The following is a 20,947-nucleotide window of genomic DNA, read 5'->3' on the forward strand; positions in this document are numbered from 1 at the left end:
TTTCAGGGCGATTCCACGCCGTCTCGTGCCCGCAGCTTAGCGCGCGACCACGGGGATCGCACGGGTTCCCTGTAGGGCCGGGACCTCGCGCCAGAAGGTGGAATTACCGCCGATGGGCAATTGCAGAACCGAGTGCTGATCGGCTACCACATAGTTGGAGTTGCCGGCCGCCACTCCCCGCACCGGGGCGGTGATATTGCCATTGGGCAATGCGATCGCCTCGGAGCCATCGGTGGAGAGCTGCCACACTGGGGTTTCTTGGCTCTTGGTGCCCACGATCAACGAGCCCGTGGGCGTCCAGTCCAATGTGGTGGCCTGATTGCCCAGAGAGGGCGCAATATTTTGGATGGCGTGCAGCGCATACTCGCCCGACTGCTCCGAGACCACCGTGCCCAGATACACATCACCTTCGACGATGAACGCGGCGCGCACGCCCGTCGGCGACAGACGCAGCGCCGTGATCGGCGGGCGGCGCGATTCCTCCTCGACGTCGATCGTGTCCCAGAGCTCGTCCACGTCCACCTCAGTATTGGCCACTTCCCCCGTGGAGGTGGAACGCGCGGTGCGCACCACGGTGGTGCCATCCACCACGCTCCAGATGGCATGGCCATCGGCGGCGAAGGTGGGGCGGGTGATGCTGCGCCCCTCCAGCGCCTTTTTCATCGGCACATCGAAACCGCCGTAGTAGAGGGTGGAGTCCTTCACCGACTCATCCACCGCAGACACCTCGGGGTCCTCATCCTCGCTGGGATCGGTGGAATACACCGCCGCCACCGAGTCCGAGCTGGCGAACACGTCCGCCGATTGCATCACGCCCTTGGTCCCGCCTTGGGTGGAGACTCGCGCCGGGGTGTCATTTTCGATGGAATATAGCTCTCCCTGCGCCACCGCATAGAGCGGCAAGGACACCGCTGCGGAGGCGAAGGGATTGAACTCGGCCACATCCGATAATGAGGTGGTATTCGCTCCCGCCGTGAGCGGCAGGCCATCGGAGGTGATGGTGTAGGGATCGGCGATATCGGAGCGGGCGAGGGTCCAAGCGGCTTGGGCCGCAAAGAGCTGCCGTTCTTCCGAGCTGAGGGTTTGCAGCCCCGTGAACTCATAGGCCGAGTTTTGCTCGCCAATGAAGGTGGAATTCGGCGGCAGCGCCGATTTCACGCCCTCGCGCAGCGCCTCCCGCGGACCGGCCGCCAATAGCGTCAGCAGCGTGGTGTCGAGGGAATTCGGATCGGAATAGACCCAGCGGCGATCCGCCACCAGCCTTTGGAACTTGGGATCAAAGAAGTAGATATCGCGCGGCTGATACTGCTTGCTCAGCTCGCTCATCTCGATGATGACACCATCGGGCAGCGAGGCGATCCGCCACTCGCCGTCCACTCTTTTCAGCGACATTTCTGCCTCAAAGGACGCATGTTCCGGCTGATAGACCCCGCCCTCGCGGAGGTAGCCCACCACCTCGCCGCGCACCGTGTAGCCGACTGTGCCATCGCGTGGGGTTCCCTTGGCGTTGAGATCCACACGATCGACGATGATCGCCCCCGTGCTGGACTCGGGGCTTTCTTTCCACGCGGCGGCGGCCTCGGAGGTCATGAAGTTGCGGGCGCTGGCGTAGTTTTTGCTGGGATTCGCCGAGGCAGTAAAGAAATCGCGCAGCAGGAGGTCCGGTTCCCGCCCGGGCTCAGGGGTGAGCTCTCCGCCCACATCCGCCCCGGGTTCGAAGGAGCGCAGCGCCTGCGGATCGGAATCGGTGGGCAGGCTGGTGCAGCCGGCGGTGAGCAGCGCCGTGGCCAGCACTGCGGCCGCCACGGTGCGGCGGGCGGCGGCTCGGGGTTTATTCGCGCCAGTCATCATCGTCCTCCTTCAGCATCGGCGGCTCCGTGTGCGAGTCAGCGGCGGGGGCATCGGCTGCGCCGTCGGAGTCTGTGGAGTCCGCGGAATCGTCGGGGTCTTCGGAGTCCTCGAGGGGACCAAAATCTTCCAGCTCTGCGGCGGCGAGTTCCTCTTCCGAGATTTCCATGAGATCGGCTAGGTAGTCCCGGTGCGGCGGCCGCGCCTGCGACGCCTCGGTGGAATCCATCTCGCCCGCAGTCTCCTCAGCAGCTGCACTGGGGTGGCTCTCCCCCGCTGCGGCGGGATCATCGAAGGCGCCGAACTCAGCGCGGGCCCATTCTTCATCGGAGATCTCGGCGATCTCATCCTCCGATAGCTCGGTGGCGCTCGCAGCCATAGCGCTCGCGGCAGTGGCACCAGCGGTGGCTGCCGCCGCGGGCTCCGTGGTCTCAGATTCCGGCGCGGCTGCGTCGAGAGCAGGGCCGGGGGCGGCTGCCTGGGCCTCGAATTCATCGGTGGGCAGCTCGGTCACCCCTACCGAGATTGAGGTATCGATGAGATCCAGCGGCAGCGGCGACTCCTCGACGTGCTCATGCGGGTGGCGCGGCAGGGTGAGGCGGAACATGGTGCCCACGCCGGGCTCGCCGACGGCTTCGAGGCGACCGCCGTGCAGCTGAGCATCCTCGCGGGACATGGCCAGCCCCAGCCCGGTGCCGCCCGAGTGACGCTTGCGGGAGGGATCGGCCCGCCAGAAGCGTTCAAATACCAGCTCCTCTTGGCTGGGCTTGAGCCCCACACCGTTATCGCAAACCGCCAGGGCCACGGCCTGTTCATTGCCGCGCAGGCGCACCAGCACCGGTTTGCCTTCGGAGTGGTCGATGGCATTGGCCACGAGATTGCGCAGGATTCTCTCGACGCGCCGCGGATCCACGGTGGCCATCACCGGCTCCTGCGGCAGGTCGAAGCGCACCGAGACCCCCACCTTTTCGGCCAAGTGCTTGACCTGTTTCCACACGGAGGTCACCACCGAGCGCACATCGCCCTCGGAGGCGGATAGCGTCGCCACTCCGGCATCGTGTTTGGAGATCTCCAAGAGGTCCTTGAGCAGGGCCTCGAAGCGGTCGAGCTCGCGGATGAGCACATCGGAGGCGTGCTGGGTGAGCGGATCCAACTCCTCGCGCTGATTGGCGATCAACTCGGCGGCCATACGCACCGAGGTCAGCGGGGTGGAGAGCTCATGGGAGACATCGGAGGTGAATTGTCGCTGCAGATCACCGTATTCCTTGAGCTGGTCGATCTGCTTGGAGAGTTCCTCGGCCATGGAGTTAAAGCTCATGGCCATGCGCGCCATCTCGTCTTCGCCATCGACCACCATGCGCTCGCGGAAGTGCCCATCGGCGAAGCGCTGGGCGATACGTGAGGCCGAGCGCACCGGCCCCGTGATCTGCTGGGTGAGCAGCCACGAGATTCCCACCAGCAGCACCAGCAGCACCACGCCACCAGCGGCGAAGAGGCCGCGCATCAGCGCCAGGGTTTGCTCTTCGTTTTCCATCGAGAGCACGAGATATACCTGCAGATCCGGCACCCCAGAATCAGTGGGCGTGCCAATGATCAGCGATTTCACGCTGCTGCCATCCGCATTGTCCACCACGGTGAACTGATAGGAGACCTGCCCTTCGCTGACAAAGCGGCGCAGGCGGGGCGGAATCTGATAGCCCTCGGGGGAGCTGATCACATCGGCATCATTATCACTATTGACCACCACCACCGGCTCGTATACCGCGGCCTTATCCGCCACTGGCCCGCCGGCGCGCGCCGCCAGCGCCGAGCGCGCCGAGTTCACCTGCAGCTGCAAGCTGGTGGCGGAATCGATGGAGGCGATTTGCTGCTCCACGGTCTGGCGCGCCCTATCGATTTCCGAATTGGCAATGTCCAGCTTGGCGTCCACCAGCCGTTGCGTGGTGATCGAGATCATGGACAGACCCAAAATGAGCACGACAAGGGCACACACCACGAAGATCGATCCGATCACTCGGATCTGCAGTGATGTGTTCCACTTGTGGGCGACGGTGTAGCGCAGTCGCCGCGCCTCGGATTTGAGTTGGCGGATGGTCACAACGATGAGCCGGCTCGCCCTACACTGCGCCGGTCTTATAACCGACGCCGCGCACGGTCAATACGATCTGCGGGTTCTCGGGATTCTTCTCGATCTTGGCGCGCAGGCGCTGAATGTGCACATTCACCAGTCGGGTATCGGAGGCATTGTGATAGCCCCAGACCTTCTCCAGCAGCTCCTCCCGGGAGAGCACCTGGCCAGGCTTGCGGGCCAGCTCGGTGAGCAGATCAAACTCGATCGGGGTGAGCTGGGTTTCCTCCCCATCGCGGGTGACGGAGTGGCTCGGCACATCGATCTTTAGCCCACCGATCTCGAAGTGCTCGCCGGGTTCATCATCGGCGCGGCGCAGACGCGCCCGAATGCGCGCCACGAGCTCTTGAACCTTGAAGGGCTTATTCACATAGTCATCGGCCCCGGACTCCAGCCCGAGCACCACGTCCACGGTGTCCGTCTTGGCGGTGAGCATGATGATCGGCACGGTGGAGTTTTGGCGAATGACACGGCAAATATCGATGCCATTCATGCCGGGCAGCATGAGGTCCAGCAGCACGAGATCGGGCTGATGCTGCTCGAAAGCACTCACGGCCTCGGCGCCATCGAGAACCGGGATCGCCTGCAGGCCCTCGGTCTTCAGCACGAGGACCAGCATCTCAGAGATTGCGGGATCGTCATCTACGACGAGAATTTTCGGTGCACCCATAGTTTTATAATTCCATACCTAATGTATTCATGATGCGTTCAGCTGTCTTCGCCGGCGAATCCTCCGGGGCGGCCACAATCCACGGGCTGCCCCATTCTTCCGCGGCGAGGCGTCGATAAGCACAAGCCGTGCGCGTTTGCAGATCCGCGTCGCGCTCATAGGCATCGCGGGTGCGGGTGGCATCCTGCGCTTCACGACGCTGCGCTCGCGCCGCCGCCATCTGCACCGGCGTATCCAGCAGCACCTGCACATCCGGCGCGGGCAGAGCAAAGGTGGTGAACTCAAGCTCCGCCACCCACTGCGCTGCGGAGTCATCGCACAGTCGCGCCGAGGTATAGGCGGCATTGGAGGCCACATAGCGATCGAGCACCAGCACTCGGGTGGGATCAGCCGCAGCGGCGGCCAGCTGCTCCCGCGCCCCCAAACGGTCGAGAGCAAAGAGCGTGGCCATGCCGTGAATCGAGTCGATGAGATCGCCCATGCCGCCCTTGAGGGCCTTATCTGCCAGCTGGGCGTGCACGGAGTCCTCATAGCGGGGAAAGCCGAGCACCTCCATGCTGGGGATGCGCTGCTGCAGGGCAGTGACGAGCGTGTTCTTTCCTGCCCCGTCAATTCCTTCGACGGCAACCAGCATTAGTTGAGCGCCTCGAGGAAGACGTCGATGTCTGCGTCCTCGACCGAGGTTTCCAAGAGCTCGGCCGCGGTCTCGCGCAGCTCCTCGGAGCCCGAGCCACTGAACTCGCGAATGAAGGGATAGTCCTCCACGACCGCACCGGCGCTATAGGGCGCGCCAGCCCAAATGGCGGCGATGGTGGCGGCGGCGAGCCCATTGTGCAGCTCGGCCTCGGATACCTCGGGCTGGCGCAGGGCTAGCGTGCAGGCATCGTCAACAGCTTCGATGATCTCCTCGCCGTCGAGGGTGGAGAGCTCATCGAGAAACTCCACATTGACGTCCTCGGTGAAAATGCTTTCATCCCAACTACTCATGCTGACCTCACTCCCGTGCTTGTTCAGTATTCACTCCGACCGCGCCACCGTCGCACCCCTGAGCTACGCTGGTGTCCGCCTTCGCCGCGGCGGGACAGCAACAGTGGAGCTGCCCGAAGGACGATGGACTGTATGAGGGCGATGACGCGTGTTTATCCCATATCTACCACGGCTTACCTCGGCGCAATATTTGTTCCCACCGGCACGTGGAGCCGGAGTGCGCGCCGCGCGGCGAAATGGGCTCCTGAACCCGCCCAATGGGCACAGCGCGGCTAACGTCTGATGTCCCCGCTGTCAAGCACAAGCGCCGCAGCGCTCAACTTTTCTGGCTTATCGCTCTTTTCACGGGTCCCCTATTCGTGTTATCGTCCTTGGCGAGTTATAGATTCGTTATATTTGCTCATAAGCGGTGCATAACGCTCGCTGAGCGGAAGAGAGGTGAGCGATGGTTGATACCGACCTGAAGCGATTCTTCCTATTCACCTCTGCCGGCTTGGCGATCGCACTGATCGTGGGTGTCGGCGCGTGGTGGCTCTCAGCCCCCAATACTGGCCGCAGCGAAGGATCCACGGAGACCCGCGGCGGCTATGTCTCGGTCAATGAATCCGAGAGCGTTTCTTCTTCCTCCTCCACCGAGGCGTCGAGCGAGCCGGAGCGCCGGGAGGATGAGGACAGCTCGGCCGAGTACCAGGCCAGCCCTTCCCGCATGACGCCCCTCGCCCCCAACCGCGGCTCGACCCCGCAGTCCCTCGGTGCGCCGATGAGTAGCACGGCCCCGCCCACCAAGGTGCTGCGCCTGCCGACCACCGGCGAAACCGCGACGACAAGCTCGCAGCTGCCGTCGTTGCTCCCGAGCATTCCCCCGATCATTGGCACAGGCGAGCCCTCCACCCCGGCAATCAGCAGCAGCTCCTCCACTCCGGGCACGAGTGATTCCTCTAGCACCTCCTCGGAGAGCAGCACGACTACGACGCCGGAGGATGATGACACCTACACCCCGACTACTGGGGACGTCGAACCCGTGCCGAGCAGCCCCGCTGATGAACCCGCGGAGAGCACGACTACGGGCACGCCCTCGAGCGAGCCGTCCAGCTCCGCCACTGTAGAGCCCAGCGAGCGCTCTGCGGGTGAACGCAGCAGCACCCAACCGAGTGCGAGGAGCACGGCCCCGAGCAGCTCCCAACAGAGCAGCCCGGCACCCTCCCCCGCCGCTCCGAGCAGCTCCGCCGTACAGCCTTCTCCGGCGGGCGAGAACGCCAGCGCCGACGCTACGAGCACCGGCCCCACAGTGAGCTCGCCGCGAAACACTCCCAGCTCTTAACCCACAGCTCTTTTCCCGGACAGCAGAAACGGCCCCCTCCCTGAGGATGGGGCCGTTTTGTGGGGTTCGTGGGGTGTTTAGGCGAACGCCCAGAAGAGGTGGGCGCTCTCGCTGGTGGCCACGCTCACAGCGCGATCGCGCTCATCCACCCACACCGCCTCGGTGGGGCGAAGTGTCAGCTGCTCCCCTGCTGCATCGGTGACCGTCAGCTCGCCGGCGGTGGCCACCAGAATGGTGGGGCCGTTGAGCTCTAGATCGAGTGGCGGGTTCGCGGCGTCGATATGCGCGCAGGAGAGCGTGAAATCCTCGATCGGCACGGGATAGCGGGTGATGGTGGTCCCCGCCCGTGTGGTGCTCTGTGTTGTCACGAAGGGATCAACGAGCGGGGCGAAGCCCAAGACCTTCACCAGCTCGGGCACGTCCACGTGCTTGGTGGTGAGGCCACCGCGCAGCACATTGTCCGAGTTGGCCATCACTTCCACACCCACCCCGTGCAGATAGGCGTGGAGCGAGCCGGCGCGCAGATAGATTGCCTCGCCGGGCTCGAGACGCACGTGGTTGAGCAGCAGGGCACCCAACACGCCGATGTCATTGGGATAGCGCTCATTGATGGCGCGCACATTGTGCACGGTGTGGGCGATCCACGGCTCCACCTGTGTCTCATCGAGGGCGTCGATGGCGCCAATGAGGTTCTGAATCAGCTCCGCCCGGGCGGCGGTGGGAATGGTGATCCAGGTGGTGAACAGCGCCCGGAGCCGGTTTTCCTCTTCCTTTTCCGCGAGCGCCTGGCCATCGTCGATCATGTGCAGGTAGCGCTCCATGGCCGCGCAGTTCAGCTGGCGCAGCAGCTGAATCGTCTGCGCGAGAGGACGGAATCCCGCCATGGCCTCAAACTCGGACAGCGCCACCAGCACCTCGGGCTTGTGGTTATCGTCCTTGTAGTTGCGCTGCGCCCCGCCTACCGGGATACCGAGAGCATTCTCCCGCTCCCAACCATCCTCGGCTTGCTGCTTCGAGGGATGGGCTTGGAGACTCAAGGGCTCATCGGCGGCGAGAATCTTGACCAAATACGGCAGCCGGTTCTGGTAGCGATCGGCAATGCGCTCGCCCAGCCAAGCGCTGGGCTGCTGGGCAATGAGCTCGCTCAGCGGCTCGCCGTCCACCGTGGAAGGGGAAGCCGGGTGCGCCCCAAACCACAGTTCGGCGATGGGATGCGGCGCGGGGGCCTGATCCCCTTTTAGCTGTGGAATGGCGGTGCGGGAACCCCATGGATAGGCCCGCTCGATTCCCTCGAGACGGTGCATGTACTTCTATTACCTCCTTGGCCTGCGCTTTGCGGCGCACGCCTTAAAGCGGCTCATGCAATGACACAAGAAGCCAGTGCACTGCGCATTTAAGCAGTGGCGCAGCTGGCTGCCCACGCGCGTGCAATGAGCCTTAAGCCTGGTGCAAGTGACTCGGAGTCGGCTGGGTGCGCGTCTCCGAGTGGCAGCGCGTCCGCTGTGTCTGCTGAATGATTCTCGCAGTATTCGCAGCGCGCTTCAATAGGCATCACAAGATCGGCTACGGAGCCGAGTGCCCAAACAACAACCTTTGAGGATAGCATCGTCGGCGGTTCGTCGAGGAACGGGTCATAGAAGATGTCCTCAGCTGAGCTCGGTGAGGACTCATCGTGGAGCCGATGCCCCTGGGCCGATAGCGCCGTGTGCACGCCGCCGGCGCGGCTAAAGAGTACCGCAATGAGGGTAGCGATCTCCTCGCTATCGTCGCTGGCTGCCACGTGGACCACCGGCGAGTCCTGGACATACTCGGCCAAGGAGCGCGCCGGATTGACCACGCTATCGCGATCAGGGTGGCAGGCGGCTAGTTCCTCATCCACCTCATCGGCAATCGAGTCGAGGGTATCGGCTACCCCGGCGGCGTCCATGCGCAGGCCGAGCACGGCGGCGGCGAGGGCGGCGATGGTGCGCGCCGGCGAGTTCTGCGTCACCGAGGGCAGTGCCGGCACCCCAGCCACCCCGGTTTCCTCGGCGGTGTAGGAGGCGAAGGGACTGAGCAGGATGCTCACGCATCCCCGCGCATGGGCGGTGCTGGCGGCGGCATAGGCTTGGGGCTCGTGGGCTTCATCGGCGCTGATGATCACCACATCCATCGCCCCTGCGTAGCGCGGAAGCGCCGGCACACACACCACCGGCACCCCAGCATTGGGCAGCAGGGCCAGCCCCGCGCGCACCACGCAGCGATTGAGATAGTCGGGGGCCACCACGATGATCGCCCGTGGCGAGGTACTCAGCTCGAGGGCGCCGTCGCGCACGGCGCTGGCAATGGCGCGGATTTGGGCGCCCTCGTGGGACAGGTCGAAGAGTTCCTGCTGGTTCATCATGGCTGGCGGCCCCTAGCGGTGGATTAGGCGCGGATGATGCCGAGGATTTCGTTCACGAGCTCCTCCACATCAGCGGCGGTGGGTGCCTCCACGTTGAGTCGCAGCAGCGGCTCGGTATTGGAGGCGCGGACATTAAACCAAGCGGGAGTGCCGGCGAGTTCCACGGTCACGCCATCGAGGCGGTCAATGGATTCCGCCCGGTCGGCGAAGGCCTCGACCACTGCTTCGCGACGCTCCTCTTGTTGCTGCGCATTCTCCAGCACAGAGTTGATCTCGCCGGAGGCGGCATAGCGGTTATAGCGGGCCATCAGCTCCGAGAGCGGGCCGTCCTGCTCGCCGAGGGCGGCGAGGACGTGCAGCGCGGCCAGCATGCCGGAGTCGGCGTTGAAGAAGTCGGTGAAGTAGTAGTGCGCGGAGTGCTCGCCGCCGAATTTCGCCCCGGTATCGGCCATCGTCTTCTTAATGAAGGAGTGGCCGACGCGGGTGCGTTCGGCGGTGCCGCCGTGCTCGGCGATAATCTCCGGCACGCTCTTGGAGGTGATGAGATTGTGGATGATCGTCGCACCGGGGTGCTCGCGCAGGGTGCGTTCGGCAATGAGGGCACAAATCGCCGAGGGGCTTACCGGCTGGCCCTTCTCGTCCACCACGAAGCAGCGGTCGGCGTCGCCATCGAAGGCCAAACCGACGTCGGCGCCGGTGTCGAGCACGAACTTCTGGAGATCCACCAGGTTCTTCGGGTCGAGCGGATTGGCCTCGTGGTTGGGGAAGGTGCCGTCGAGTTCGAAGTAGAGGTCTGCGACCTCGATGGGGCTATCGGCGAACATCGCTGGGGCGGTGAGCCCCGCCATGCCATTGGCGGCGTCGATGGCTACCCGCAGCGGCCGGATGGAGGAGATATCCACCAGCTCGTTGAGATAGTCCACATAGCCCTCGAGCACATCGCGACTTTCCGTGCTGCCGGGCTCGCCCTCGAATACCGGCACGCCCTCGATGAGCATCTCGGTGATATCGGCCAGCCCGGTCTCCTGCCCCACCGGCTTCGCCCCGGAGCGGCAGAGCTTGATGCCGTTGTACTGGGCGGGGTTGTGGCTGGCGGTGAACATCGCCCCGGCGCACTCGAGCACCCCGGAGGCGTAGTAGAGCTCATCGGTGGAGGCCAGTCCCAGGTGGATGACGTCCACGCCCTGGGAGGCGGCACCGTCGGCGAAGGCTTGGGAGAGCTCCGGAGAGCTGGGGCGCATGTCGTGGCCAATGGCCAGCAGGCGGGACCCCTCGCCATAGATCAGGTGACCGAACGCGGCGCCGGTGTCGTACATGAATTCTGCGTCGATACTCTCTCCGACGACTCCGCGGATATCGTAGGCCTTCACTACAGCATGGACTGCCTCTGGCGAGCGCATAAAGTTCTTTCCTTTGCAGGCACGTAGATCTACTGGATTAAAAACGTACCGACAACTATAGCCCGCCGCGCGGACACGGCGGCCGCCGCTTAGGATTCCTCGTTCTCAGCAGGAACGATATAGAGGTGGCGCTTGCCCACCGCGCCCTTGGGGCGATCCTGGCGGCTGCGCGCGGGGTGGCGGCGGTTCTCCGCATCGCGGGCGCGCTGCTGAGCGTCGGCGCGGGTGCTCGAGCCATGTTCGCTTAGAGCCGAGCGCGGCACGAGCCCGGAGGCATTCTTGCCCACCTCACGCACGGCCTCGGCGAGGGCGGTGAGGTGCTCATCATCGTCCTGCAGCCCCGTATCGATGCCGTCCACGCGCAGCATTTCCCAGCCTAAGGGGGCGGTGATGCGGGCGGCGTGATCTGCGCATAAGTCCCAGCTGTGGGGCTCATTGCGGGCAGCGAGCGGCCCCACCACGGCAGTGGACTCCGCATAGGCATAAGTCAGCGTTGCCACGGCAGGCTTGCCGCAGCCAGGACGGGAACAACGACGAAATTGGCTCACGCCCCAAAAGTCTAGACTGTTAGTCAAGGTTTAGACAGTCCTTGGCGGTAGCGCCTCACCCATCTGGTCGCCGCGGCCACTTAGAGTGGGAAGCTATGAGCACCCTTCCTGCCCGCCTCCGTTCCCGCGATCGTCGAGGTCGCGGGGTGCGTGGGCCCCTGATGCCCGCGGCCTTGCCCCGCTTTGTCAGCCGCAGCGAAGATTTTGATCGCGCCGTCCTCGCGGCCTATGCCCCCATTCAGGCCCGCTTCGCCGCGGAGTTGGACCATCTCGATATTGCCATCGACATGATCCCGCGCATGCGCCTGCGCACCGATCTGACGATCCTGCCGGACGATATCGCCTCGGACGGCCCGGTGCCGCTGGGGCGCGTCATCTCCGCCGGGGTGGATCGCTATGGCAATCCCACCCGTCCGCGCATCGTGCTCTTCCGCAAGCCCATCGAGCTGCGCGCCCCTAACCCCCAGGAGCGAGCCGAGCTGCTCGATACGGTGCTCGTGGCCCTGGTGGCCTCATTCCTCAACGTGGCCCCCACCGTGATCGATCCCAGCTTCGAGCTCTAATGGCGGCACTCAGGCCCGGAGAAAAAGAAAAAGCCTAGACCCGCGGGTCTAGGCTGCTCTGAGCAGGAGGAAGGCTCGTATTAGCCGAGCTGCTTCTTCAGACGGCGACGCTCACGCTCGGAGAGTCCGCCCCAAATGCCGAAGCGCTCATCGTGCAATAAGGCGTACTCCAAGCATTCATCACGAACACCGCAGGCCTTGCAGATGCGCTTGGCCTCACGGGTGGAGCCGCCCTTTTCAGGAAAGAATGCCTCGGGGTCAGTCTGGGCGCATAGCGCCTGGTCGTGCCATTCCTGCTCGACGGCTCCGAAGAGATCATCAAAACTGAGTTCACCGTAGGAGGATTCCGCCGCAGCGGAACGGGTGGTGGCATCGCCGTGATCCTGCGCCTCAGTATCGGGGTAGTCACCCTCGACGCTGCTGATCACGAGGTGATCGGCCTTATTTTCCACGTCAAGCCCCCTTTCTTTGCCGGCGTGATCTCTTGCTACTTCCTCAGCGCGCCTCGCGCGCAGCCCGCACTGCTATCTCTCACTAGATCAGTCCGACAGTATTCGGGGTGGAACATTCCGTGTGATTTTCACCAAGGAATGGTCCGCTCCTCACCCACCACTGGGGTGGATTTTTGACTCCGGCTAGCGAGAGGGAATGCGAGCCAGTTACACACTTGTGATTACACACGCGGGCCTAGATATCGTCAAGCCGCTTCGGCCATCCCTGGATGAAAATGTGCGAATTTGCTGGATAATCGCCACATTCGTCACAGAATTAACAAACCCCCAGCCTCGGGGGTGAGGCGTGGGGGTACTACATATAGATGTCGCCGGCCATATATGCCAACGGGCCCGCAGCGCGTCCCTCGCGCCGCCAGCGCGCCGGCTACGGGCAGCGCCTAGCGCGGGCCGCTAGGCATCCGTCGAAAAGCGAATGCCGCCATCCGGAATGGACACCCCCGGCCACACGCGCATCCCGCCGCGCAGCTCGCAGCGCGCCCCCAAGGTGGCGCCATCGCCCACGATTGCATCGTGAATGTGGGTATTGGGGCCGATATGCACCCCCGCACCGATAATCGAATTGGAGATGATCGCCCCCGGCTCAATGGTGGCGCCATCGAAAACCACGGTGGCGTCGAGGCGGGAGCCGGCGCCAATCTCGGTGCCGCGGCCCACCACCGTGCCGCCGAGCAGCAGCACCCCATCGCGCACCGCCGCGGAGGGAGCCACCACGGACTCGCCGGTGCACCCTGCCAACAGCGGCGAGGGGGCAATACCGCGGACCAGATCCGAAGAACCACGAACGAAGTCCTCCGGGGTGCCCATATCGCGCCAATAGGAGTTGTCCACATAGGAGAACACGCGGCAATCCTCCTCCAGCAGGCGCGGGAAAATTTCGCGCTCCACGGAGACATTGCGATTGGCGGGGATGGTCTCGATTACCGGGCGAGAAAACACATAGGCGCCGGCATTGATCTGATTAGTGGGCGGGTCCTGGGTCTTTTCCAGAAACTCCATCACGCGCCCATCGCTATCGGTCGTGACGCAGCCATAGGAGCGGGGATCGGCCACGCGCACCAAGTGCAGGGTCACATCCGCCTCATTCGCGGCATGGGTGTCCAAGAGGGCCCCAAGATCCGCACCGCCGAGCACATCGCCGTTGAAGACGAGCGCGGTGTCATAGCGCAGCTTCTCCAGCACGTTACGAATGCCGCCGCCGGTGCCGAGGGCTTCTTCCTCCACCACGTAGTCGATCTCGACCCCAAACTCGGAGCCGTCGCCGAAGTAGGACTCGAATACCTCGGCCTTATAGGAGGTGGAGAGAACAATGTGGGTCATGCCGGCCGCCTTGATGCGGGCGAGCAGGTGCTGCAGGAAGGGCACGCCGGCGGTGGGAAGCATGGGCTTCGGTGTGTTCACCGTCAGCGGGCGCAGGCGCGTACCTTTGCCGCCGACCAAGATCACAGCATCTACCTCGCGCGCCGGTACCTCGGTACCCTCGGCCAGGGTCGTCGACGCCGGATCGAATGTCTGGGGTGAGCTCATCATCGAGTGCTTGTACCTTACTTATCTCAATAGTCCCGCCCACGTCTGAGGCGCAGGCTGCACGCAGGGGTGAGCCGCAGCCAAAGCAGTGGTGCTTTCCTTGTAATCTATCCCAGCCCGCGCCCGCGTCGGTCGCGGCACGCCCACGCGCCGCGGCAAATATCGGTGGTGCTGTTCACAGGGCGCGGCACCGCCCTCCGCCCGGCCATGCGCGGCTAGTCTGCGCTGCGGCGCGCCCGCGCCACGGCGAGAATCTCCCGCAGCTTCAGCCCGACTTTCAGGGCCACGCGCAGCGGCAGGTGATAGGCCTTGGGATAGCGATCCGCCTGGAAGCGATAGGCGGATTCGTGGTGTGCGGGCAGCAGCCGGCCGGGGTCCCGATCGGCCACATGGCCCTTGGCGTGGGTGATCACGGCGGCAGGTGCAAAGACATTCTCATAGCCGGCCCGACCCAAACGATCTCCGAGATCCACATCTTCCATGTACATGAAATAGCGTTCATCGAAGCCGCCGATAGCGTCGAAGGCCTCCCAATTGAGCAGCAGGCAGGAACCAGAGAGCCAGCCGGCGGTGTGGGCGGTGCTCATATCCGCATCATTGCGGTAGCGGCGGGACCACGGGTTGTTCTTCCACACCCCACCGAGTAGCGCGTGCCCGATACCCAGCCCGAGCGTGGGCACGGCGCGGGCGGAAGGATAGGCAGAGCCATCGGGCTCCTTAATATACGGCCCTACCGAGCCCACCGAGCCCTGCCACGTGTCCGCGGTGTTCAGGAGCGTATCGATACTGCCCGGGCCAAACACCACATCGGGATTGACCACGAGCAGATAGCGCGGGTCCACCTCCCCCGCCGCCCGCGCGGCGTGCAGGTGCTGGGCAGCAATATTGATGGCATGTCCATAGCCCACATTGCCGCCGGTGGGTAGAAATTCCGCACAGTCATAGTCCCGCTCGGCCGCCTCAGGCGCGCCATCGCGGGAGCCATTATCTGCCATGACCACGCGCACCGGCCGGGAGGTGGCCGCGGGGAGGGAATCGAGAAACTCCCGCAGGTGACGGCCAGGAGAATAGGTCACGGTGATGATGGCTAGAGCATTGGTATCCACAATCACTCCATGCTACCGCTCACCGCACGGTGCACCCCGCTGCGCCACTCCGGTAGCGGCGTCAGCCCGGCGCGCTCCCACGCCTGCGTCCCCAAGGCCGAGTTATGGGGCCGGCGTGCCGGGCGCGGATAGGCGCTGGAGTCCACGGCCTTCACCCGCGCCGGATCAGCCCCCACGGCACGGACAATCTCGCGGGCTAGGGTGCACCATGTCACGGCCTCGCCGCCGCCCACACAATGCAGCACCTGCGGTAGGGGCTGGCCCTGTTCATGCTTATCGACGATCTCCCACAGCCCTCGCGCCAGATCAAGAACGAAGGTGGGATTGCCCCATTGGTCATCCACCACGGTCAGCGTGTCATGCTCGCGTTCTAGCCGCAGCATCGTCGATACGAAATCGCGGGCCTCGGGCAGCACCTGCCCCGAGTACACCCACGCGGTGCGGACCACCGTGGCGGCGGCGCCACTGGCGGCGATGGCCTGCTCCCCGGCGAGCTTGGTCCGCCCATACACCGTCTCTGGGTGGCAGGGCGCATCCTCCGGCGCCGGCTGCGGGGCGGGCGCCGCCCCAGCACCCATGACATAATCGGTGCTCACATGCACCAAGAAGGCCCCGGTGCGGGCGGCATGCTCGGCGAGCAGCTGGGGGCCGCGGGTATTGCTGGCCGCAGCCGCGGCGGGCTGTGTCTCCGCACCGTCCACATCGGTGAAGGCGGCGGTGTTGATGATGAGGTCGGCGTCGATAAGCGCACACTGCTGCGGGGAGGTGATATCCAGCTCACTGCGGCTGAGCCAGGTGAGATGCTGGCGACGCTCGGGTGGGCAGGTCAGACGGAGGGCGCGGCCAAGCTGGCCCCCGGCGCCGGTGACGGTAATACGCATGAGTGTCCTTGGGGATTGGCGGGCGGCGTCTAGGAATTGTTGGTGCTTTGTCACTAGAATCTCATATGCTGTCGGCGCGGCGGGTATCCGTAGCGCCCCGCAGCACAATCCGCACGCGGCACGCTGGGTGCGGAGCAGATCCTTGTTGCGCCACAGTCAGGAGCGTGTAGCACCCGTGTCAGGCTCGAACCGTCAACGCTATGTTCGCGACATCAGCCCCGCCCCCAAGGCGGGCGTCGAGCTGCAGCAGGCCGGCCCCAAAGGGTGGCGGGCCATGGTTGCGGTGCTGTCGGTGATGGTGCTGACCATTTCTGGCCTCGGCTACTTCTCGGTGGGGCGTATCGGCTCGGATGTGGCCAGCGCGGGCAATCTCTCGCTCGGCCTCGGCTCGAATGCCCCCAGCGATGGCGCCACCGATATCTTGCTCGTCGGCTCTGACTCCCGCACCGACGCCCAGGGCAACTCGCTCTCCCCCGAGGAGATCGAGATGCTGCACGCCGGCGATGAGCAAAATGACAATACCGACACCATCATGGTGGTGCGCGTGCCCTCCGATGGCTCCTCCGCCACCGCTATCTCCATTCCGCGCGATACCTATATTCATGATGACGAGTTCGGCAATCTCAAGATCAATGGTGTCTTTGCCGCGCACAAGGCCAAGGAGGTCACCCGCCTTAACAACGAGGGCATGACCGATCAGCAGCAGATTGCCCGCCAATCCAAAGACGCCGGCCGCAAGGGGCTAATCGACGCCATCGCGGATCTCACCGGCATTACCGTCGACCACTACGCGGAGGTGGGTCTGCTCGGCTTCGTGCTGCTCACCGACGCTGTCGGCGGCGTGGAGGTGTGTCTGAACGAGGCCACCTATGACAAGTTCTCCGGCGCGGATTTCCCCGCCGGCCGCCAAACCCTCAGCGGCAAAGAGGCCCTAGCCTTCGTGCGTCAGCGCCACGGCCTGCCCCGCGGCGACCTCGACCGCATTGTGCGCCAGCAGGCCTATATGGCCTCGCTGGTGCAGACCGCTTTGAAAACCAACACTCTTACCAGCCCCTCCAAGTTGAACCAGATGGGCGATGCCGTCACCCGATCGGTGATCATCGACGAGGACTGGGACATCATGAGCTTCGCCACCCAGCTGCAGGATCTGGCCGGCGGCAATGTGCTGTTTGAGACCATCCCGGTCACCAGCATCGACGGTGTGGGCGACTATGGCGAGTCGGTGGTGACCGTGGATCGCAACGAGGTGCACGAATACTTTGATCGCCTGCTCAACCGCGATGAGCAGGACGGCAAGGAGTCCACGGACGGCCCGAAGGATCGCGAGGATAGCGAGGGCGCGGCTGCCGATAACGCCGGCCCCAGCGCGATCACGGACGTCACCGTCCTCAACTCCACCACCACCACCGGCCTCGCCGCGCAGGTGGGTGGGGCGCTGAAGAATGACGGCTACACCCTGGGCGAAATCGGCAATGCCCCGGCAGGGCTGTACACCTACTCCCAGGTGGTGGCCGCCGATCCGCAGAATCCGGCCGCCCTCGCCCTCGCCGACAAGCTCGGCGGGGTGCCCGTGACCTCCTCCCCCACCCTCAACCCGGGCAGTGTCGTGGTGGTTGTGCACAATGACTACATCGGCCCGAAGGATGAAAACGCCCCTGTAGAAAGCGAGTCCACCGAGGTCATCGGCGAGCCGGGCACCGAGCTGGAGGACTCTCAGCTCTCCCCCACGCTCGATGCCGGCGGAGACGGCCCGCGCTGCGTCAACTAGGTTAGGGTGCATGCTCACGCTTTTCGACGCGCACCGCGACGCCCCCAGCGCCCCCGTATTGACCTTCTACGATGAAGCCCGCGGATTCCGCATGGATTTCTCGGCGCTCACCCTCGATAACTGGGCCGCCAAGATGGGAAACTTCCTCATCGAGGAGCTGGATCTCAGCCCTGGAGAGAGCATCGCCATCGACGTCGATAGCTCATGGCAACGCCTAGTGGTGCTGCTCGGGGCGGCGGCCGCCCAGCTCACCGTGGCGGATGCGGCAGATGCTGAGAGCGAGGTGCTCTTCCAGGACTCCACGCGGCTGGACAGCGCGGAGGACCGCGAGCTTATTGCCGTGACCATCGATGGCTTCGGCCGCTCCGCCGCCGAATGCGGCATCGATATCGGCGAGGCCCTCGATCTCGGCGCGGAGGTGCGCCTGCACGGCGATCACTTCCCGCACCCCACCCAGCCTTTGGCGCAGCTCTATCCCGAGGGCACGGCCGCGCGCATCCTGCTGCGCGGCGAGGACCCCGCTGCGGATGCCCGCGCCCTCGCGGCGATCGGTGCCGGGGGCAGCGCCGTCGTCGTAGCGGGTGGCGCCCCCGCGGAGCGCCTGGCAGAGATCGCCGCCGCCGAGAAGGCGCTGCTCGATTCCCCCGAGGCGCCCTGAGCCTCCGTGGTGTGGGCCCGCTTGTGTGGGCCCGCTTCTGTAGGCCCTGCCTTTTCGGGGCGCGCAGGCCCTAGGATATAAGCCATGGCTTCTGTGCGTTTCAACGATGTCTCCATCACCTACCCCGGCGCGCCCCGGCCCTCGGTGAGTCATCTCGACCTCGAGATCGTCGACGGCGAGTTCTTGGTGCTCGTGGGCCCTTCGGGCTGTGGTAAGTCCACCACCCTGCGGGCCTTGGCCGGGTTGGAGGCGATTAGCTCCGGCTCCATCCTCATCGGGGAGCAGGATGTGAGCAGCATGGATCCGGCGGAACGCGATATCGCCATGGTCTTTCAAAACTATGCGCTCTACCCCACCATGAGCGTGCGGGAGAATATGGGCTTTTCGCTGAAGCTCGCCAAGCACAGCAAGGCGGAGATCACCGAGCGGGTGGAGCGCGCGGCACAGCTTTTGGATCTGGATGGGCTGCTGGATCGCCGCCCCAAGGATCTCTCCGGTGGCCAGCGCCAGCGGGTGGCGATGGGCCGCGCCATCGTGCGCGAGCCCCAGGTCTTTCTCATGGATGAGCCTTTGTCGAATCTCGACGCCAAGCTGCGCGTGCAGACCCGCAGCCAGCTCTCTGCCCTGCAGCGCACGCTCGGCACCACCACCGTGTATGTCACCCATGACCAGGTGGAGGCCATGACCATGGCCGATCGGGTGGCGGTGCTCAATGAGGGCATCTTGCAGCAGGTCGCGACCCCACAGGAGCTCTATAGCGAGCCGGCTAATGCTTTTGTGGCCGGGTTTATTGGCTCGCCCTCAATGAACCTCATCGAGATCTCCGATCCGCAGCGCGGGCGGGTCATGTTGGGTATTCGCCCCGAGGATGCGCACGTCGCAGTGCCGGGTGAGCAGCGCCCAGGCCACTGGGCCCCGGTGGAGATCGTGGTGGATCTGGTGGAGGTGCTCGGCTCGAGCACCTATCTCTACGGGCATCTGATCTCCAGCCCCGAGGTGCGGCTCGCGGTACGCCACGATGGCGAGCCCATCGGCCGCGATACGCAGATCACCGTGGAACTCGACCTCGCCAAGGCCCACTACTTCGATGTAGAGACTGGCGGTCGCATCACATAGCCCTCTTTAGGGGTGATCGACTACACAAGTCTCCCGCAGGGTGTCTGCGGGTCACTACATTTGAGGGAAGTTGTTCATAGTACGCAAGGAGTTTTATATGTCGACTTCCCGCATGTCCACCGCCGCGGTACTCGCGGCAACCGCGCTGGCTTTCACCGCGTGTTCCTCCGACGGTGGTAGCGCCGAAGCCCCCGAGGTGGACAACGCCGATGGCCGTGGCCCCATCACCTTCGCGATGGGCAAAAACGACACCGATAAGATCACGCCCATTATCGAGGCGTGGAATGCCGAGCACCCGGACGAGCAGGTTACCCTCTCTGAGCTGGCCGGTGAGGCCGATGCGCAGCGCGACACCCTGGTGCAGTCGCTGCAAGCCGGCAACTCGGATTTCGATGTGATGGCCCTCGATGTGGTGTGGACCGCGGACTTCGCCGCCAATCAGTGGCTGGCTCCGCTCACCGATGACCTCGAGGTAGACACCGATGGCCTCTTGGAGGCCACCGTCGAGTCCGCCACCTATGGCGGCACTCTCTACGCCTTGCCGCAGAACACCAACGCGCAGCTGCTCTACCGCAATACCGAGCTGGTCAAGGACGCCCCGGAAACCTGGGAGGATCTGGCCAATTCCTGCGAGGAGGTCTCGGACAAGGAGTGCCTGACGATCCAGCTCAAGGAGTATGAGGGCCTGACCGTCAATACCTCCGCGTTCATTCACGGCTGGGGCGGCGAGGTGCTCAACGAGGACGGCACCCCGGCAGTGGAGTCCGAAGAGTCCCGCGCCGGCCTGCAGGCCATGGTGGACGCCTATAAGAATGGCGTGATTGCCAAGAACGCCCTGGCCACCACCGAGGAGGAGACCAACCTGGCCTTCACCGAGGGCACCACCGCCTACGCGGTGAACTGGCCGTACATGTACCGCAACGCCGAGGACTCGGAGGCCACCTCCGGCAAGTTCGAGGTCCAGCCCCTGGTGGGCAAGGACGGCGTGGGCGTGTCCGCGCTGGGCGGCTACAACAACGCCATCAACATCAACTCCGAGCACAAGGCCACCGCGAAGGACTTCATGGAGTTCATCGTCTCCGAGGAGAATCAGAAGAGCTTCGCCGCGCAGTCCTTCCCGCCGGTGCTGGCCTCCATCTACGATGACGAGGCCCTGGTTGAGGAGTTCCCCTACCTGCCCGCGCTGAAGGAGTCCTTGGAAAACGCCAAGCCGCGCCCGGTGACCCCCTTCTACACCGCCGTGTCTAAGGCCATCCAGAACAACGCCACCGCCGCCCTCAAGGGTGACGTCACGGTAGACGAGGCCACCGAGTCGATGTCCGCCGCCATCACCAACGCTTCGCGTTAGTCCTTGGCGCTGCGCCATCGCGCACCCACTGTCCTATTTCTCGGGGCAGTGGGTTTTCTGCGCTTATCGACGCCGCCCTCCCTGCCAGCGGGGGCGAGCACGCCTCACTGAGAGAGCGCTGGCGCTAGATTGAGAGAAGAGACAAAAAGAATGCTCCACTGCACCCGATACCAAGGAAGCGAG

General features: G+C 64.5%; 19 protein-coding genes. 6 read left to right on the plus strand and 13 right to left on the minus strand.

Annotation, left to right across the window (positions count from 1 at the left end; genetic code table 11):
- Positions 1-36 precede the first annotated feature (36 nt).
- From KR227_RS10160 to KR227_RS10180, 5 genes are read right to left on the minus strand one after another with little or no spacing between them, the layout of a single operon-like run.
- A complete protein-coding gene (locus KR227_RS10160) occupies positions 37-1,851 on the minus strand; it encodes an LpqB family beta-propeller domain-containing protein (RefSeq protein ID WP_218365226.1) in 1,815 nt (604 codons plus the stop codon).
- Complete coding sequence (mtrB, locus tag KR227_RS10165) at positions 1,832-3,946, minus strand: MtrAB system histidine kinase MtrB (RefSeq protein WP_370625227.1); 2,115 nt, start codon at positions 3,944-3,946, stop codon at positions 1,832-1,834. The genes KR227_RS10160 and mtrB overlap by 20 nt, the downstream gene beginning before the upstream one ends.
- Before the next feature lie 19 nt (positions 3,947-3,965).
- Positions 3,966-4,646: an MtrAB system response regulator MtrA gene (gene mtrA, locus KR227_RS10170; RefSeq protein WP_218365227.1), complete on the minus strand. Its 681-nt coding sequence runs from the start codon at positions 4,644-4,646 to the stop codon at positions 3,966-3,968.
- Between the two features lie 4 nt (positions 4,647-4,650).
- Positions 4,651-5,280, minus strand: coding sequence for a dTMP kinase (locus tag KR227_RS10175; protein WP_218365228.1), 630 nt, complete (start codon positions 5,278-5,280; stop codon positions 4,651-4,653).
- A complete protein-coding gene (locus tag KR227_RS10180) occupies positions 5,280-5,633 on the minus strand; it encodes a DUF4259 domain-containing protein (protein ID WP_218365229.1) in 354 nt (117 codons plus the stop codon). Before KR227_RS10180 ends, KR227_RS10175 begins: the two co-directional genes overlap by 1 nt.
- A gap of 445 nt (positions 5,634-6,078) precedes the next feature.
- Here KR227_RS10180 and KR227_RS10185 point away from each other — a divergent pair, with 445 nt between their 5' ends.
- Complete coding sequence (locus KR227_RS10185) at positions 6,079-6,954, plus strand: hypothetical protein (protein WP_218365230.1); 876 nt, start codon at positions 6,079-6,081, stop codon at positions 6,952-6,954.
- A gap of 77 nt (positions 6,955-7,031) precedes the next feature.
- Here the strand turns inward: KR227_RS10185 and manA are convergent, their stop codons facing one another.
- From manA to KR227_RS10205, 4 genes are all read right to left on the minus strand, one after another.
- A complete protein-coding gene (manA, locus tag KR227_RS10190; protein ID WP_218365231.1) occupies positions 7,032-8,258 on the minus strand; it encodes a mannose-6-phosphate isomerase, class I in 1,227 nt (408 codons plus the stop codon).
- 89 nt (positions 8,259-8,347) lie between these two features.
- Positions 8,348-9,337, minus strand: coding sequence for a hypothetical protein (locus KR227_RS10195; protein ID WP_218365232.1), 990 nt, complete (start codon positions 9,335-9,337; stop codon positions 8,348-8,350).
- Between the two features lie 23 nt (positions 9,338-9,360).
- Positions 9,361-10,737 carry a phosphomannomutase/phosphoglucomutase gene (locus KR227_RS10200; protein WP_218365233.1) on the minus strand — a complete coding sequence of 459 codons (1,377 nt, stop codon included), beginning with the start codon at positions 10,735-10,737 and terminating at the stop codon, positions 9,361-9,363.
- 89 nt (positions 10,738-10,826) lie between these two features.
- On the minus strand, positions 10,827-11,285 hold the full coding sequence (locus KR227_RS10205) for a DUF3499 domain-containing protein (RefSeq protein ID WP_151529494.1): 459 nt from the start codon (positions 11,283-11,285) through the stop codon (positions 10,827-10,829).
- Between the two features lie 95 nt (positions 11,286-11,380).
- Here KR227_RS10205 and KR227_RS10210 point away from each other — a divergent pair, with 95 nt between their 5' ends.
- A complete protein-coding gene (locus tag KR227_RS10210; RefSeq protein WP_151529496.1) occupies positions 11,381-11,848 on the plus strand; it encodes a metallopeptidase family protein in 468 nt (155 codons plus the stop codon).
- 80 nt (positions 11,849-11,928) lie between these two features.
- On the opposite strand, the gene KR227_RS10940 is transcribed toward KR227_RS10210, so the two are convergent.
- From KR227_RS10940 to rfbD, 4 genes are all read right to left on the minus strand, one after another.
- Positions 11,929-12,273 (minus strand): WhiB family transcriptional regulator, encoded by a 345-nt coding sequence (locus KR227_RS10940; protein ID WP_370625236.1) that lies wholly within the window; start codon positions 12,271-12,273, stop codon positions 11,929-11,931.
- 480 nt (positions 12,274-12,753) lie between these two features.
- Positions 12,754-13,887, minus strand: coding sequence for a sugar phosphate nucleotidyltransferase (locus tag KR227_RS10220; protein WP_370625237.1), 1,134 nt, complete (start codon positions 13,885-13,887; stop codon positions 12,754-12,756).
- Between the two features lie 215 nt (positions 13,888-14,102).
- On the minus strand, positions 14,103-14,999 hold the full coding sequence (locus KR227_RS10225; protein WP_218365235.1) for a glycosyltransferase family 2 protein: 897 nt from the start codon (positions 14,997-14,999) through the stop codon (positions 14,103-14,105).
- Positions 14,996-15,874, minus strand: coding sequence for a dTDP-4-dehydrorhamnose reductase (rfbD, locus tag KR227_RS10230; RefSeq protein WP_218365236.1), 879 nt, complete (start codon positions 15,872-15,874; stop codon positions 14,996-14,998). The genes KR227_RS10225 and rfbD overlap by 4 nt, the downstream gene beginning before the upstream one ends.
- A 274-nt stretch (positions 15,875-16,148) precedes the next feature.
- Between rfbD and KR227_RS10235 the strand changes: the two genes are divergently transcribed.
- The 4 genes from KR227_RS10235 (at position 16,149) to KR227_RS10250 (ending at position 20,764) form a co-directional block, all read left to right on the plus strand.
- Positions 16,149-17,642, plus strand: coding sequence for an LCP family protein (locus KR227_RS10235; RefSeq protein WP_218365306.1), 1,494 nt, complete (start codon positions 16,149-16,151; stop codon positions 17,640-17,642).
- A gap of 10 nt (positions 17,643-17,652) precedes the next feature.
- On the plus strand, positions 17,653-18,300 hold the full coding sequence (locus tag KR227_RS10240) for a TIGR03089 family protein (protein WP_218365237.1): 648 nt from the start codon (positions 17,653-17,655) through the stop codon (positions 18,298-18,300).
- 84 nt (positions 18,301-18,384) lie between these two features.
- Positions 18,385-19,416 carry an ABC transporter ATP-binding protein gene (locus KR227_RS10245; RefSeq protein WP_151529503.1) on the plus strand — a complete coding sequence of 344 codons (1,032 nt, stop codon included), beginning with the start codon at positions 18,385-18,387 and terminating at the stop codon, positions 19,414-19,416.
- 97 nt (positions 19,417-19,513) lie between these two features.
- On the plus strand, positions 19,514-20,764 hold the full coding sequence (locus tag KR227_RS10250; protein ID WP_151529505.1) for an ABC transporter substrate-binding protein: 1,251 nt from the start codon (positions 19,514-19,516) through the stop codon (positions 20,762-20,764).
- Positions 20,765-20,947: the final 183 nt, after the last annotated feature.

Source organism: Corynebacterium sp. TAE3-ERU30, from assembly GCF_019209925.1.
Classification (GTDB): domain Bacteria; phylum Actinomycetota; class Actinomycetes; order Mycobacteriales; family Mycobacteriaceae; genus Corynebacterium; species Corynebacterium megadyptis.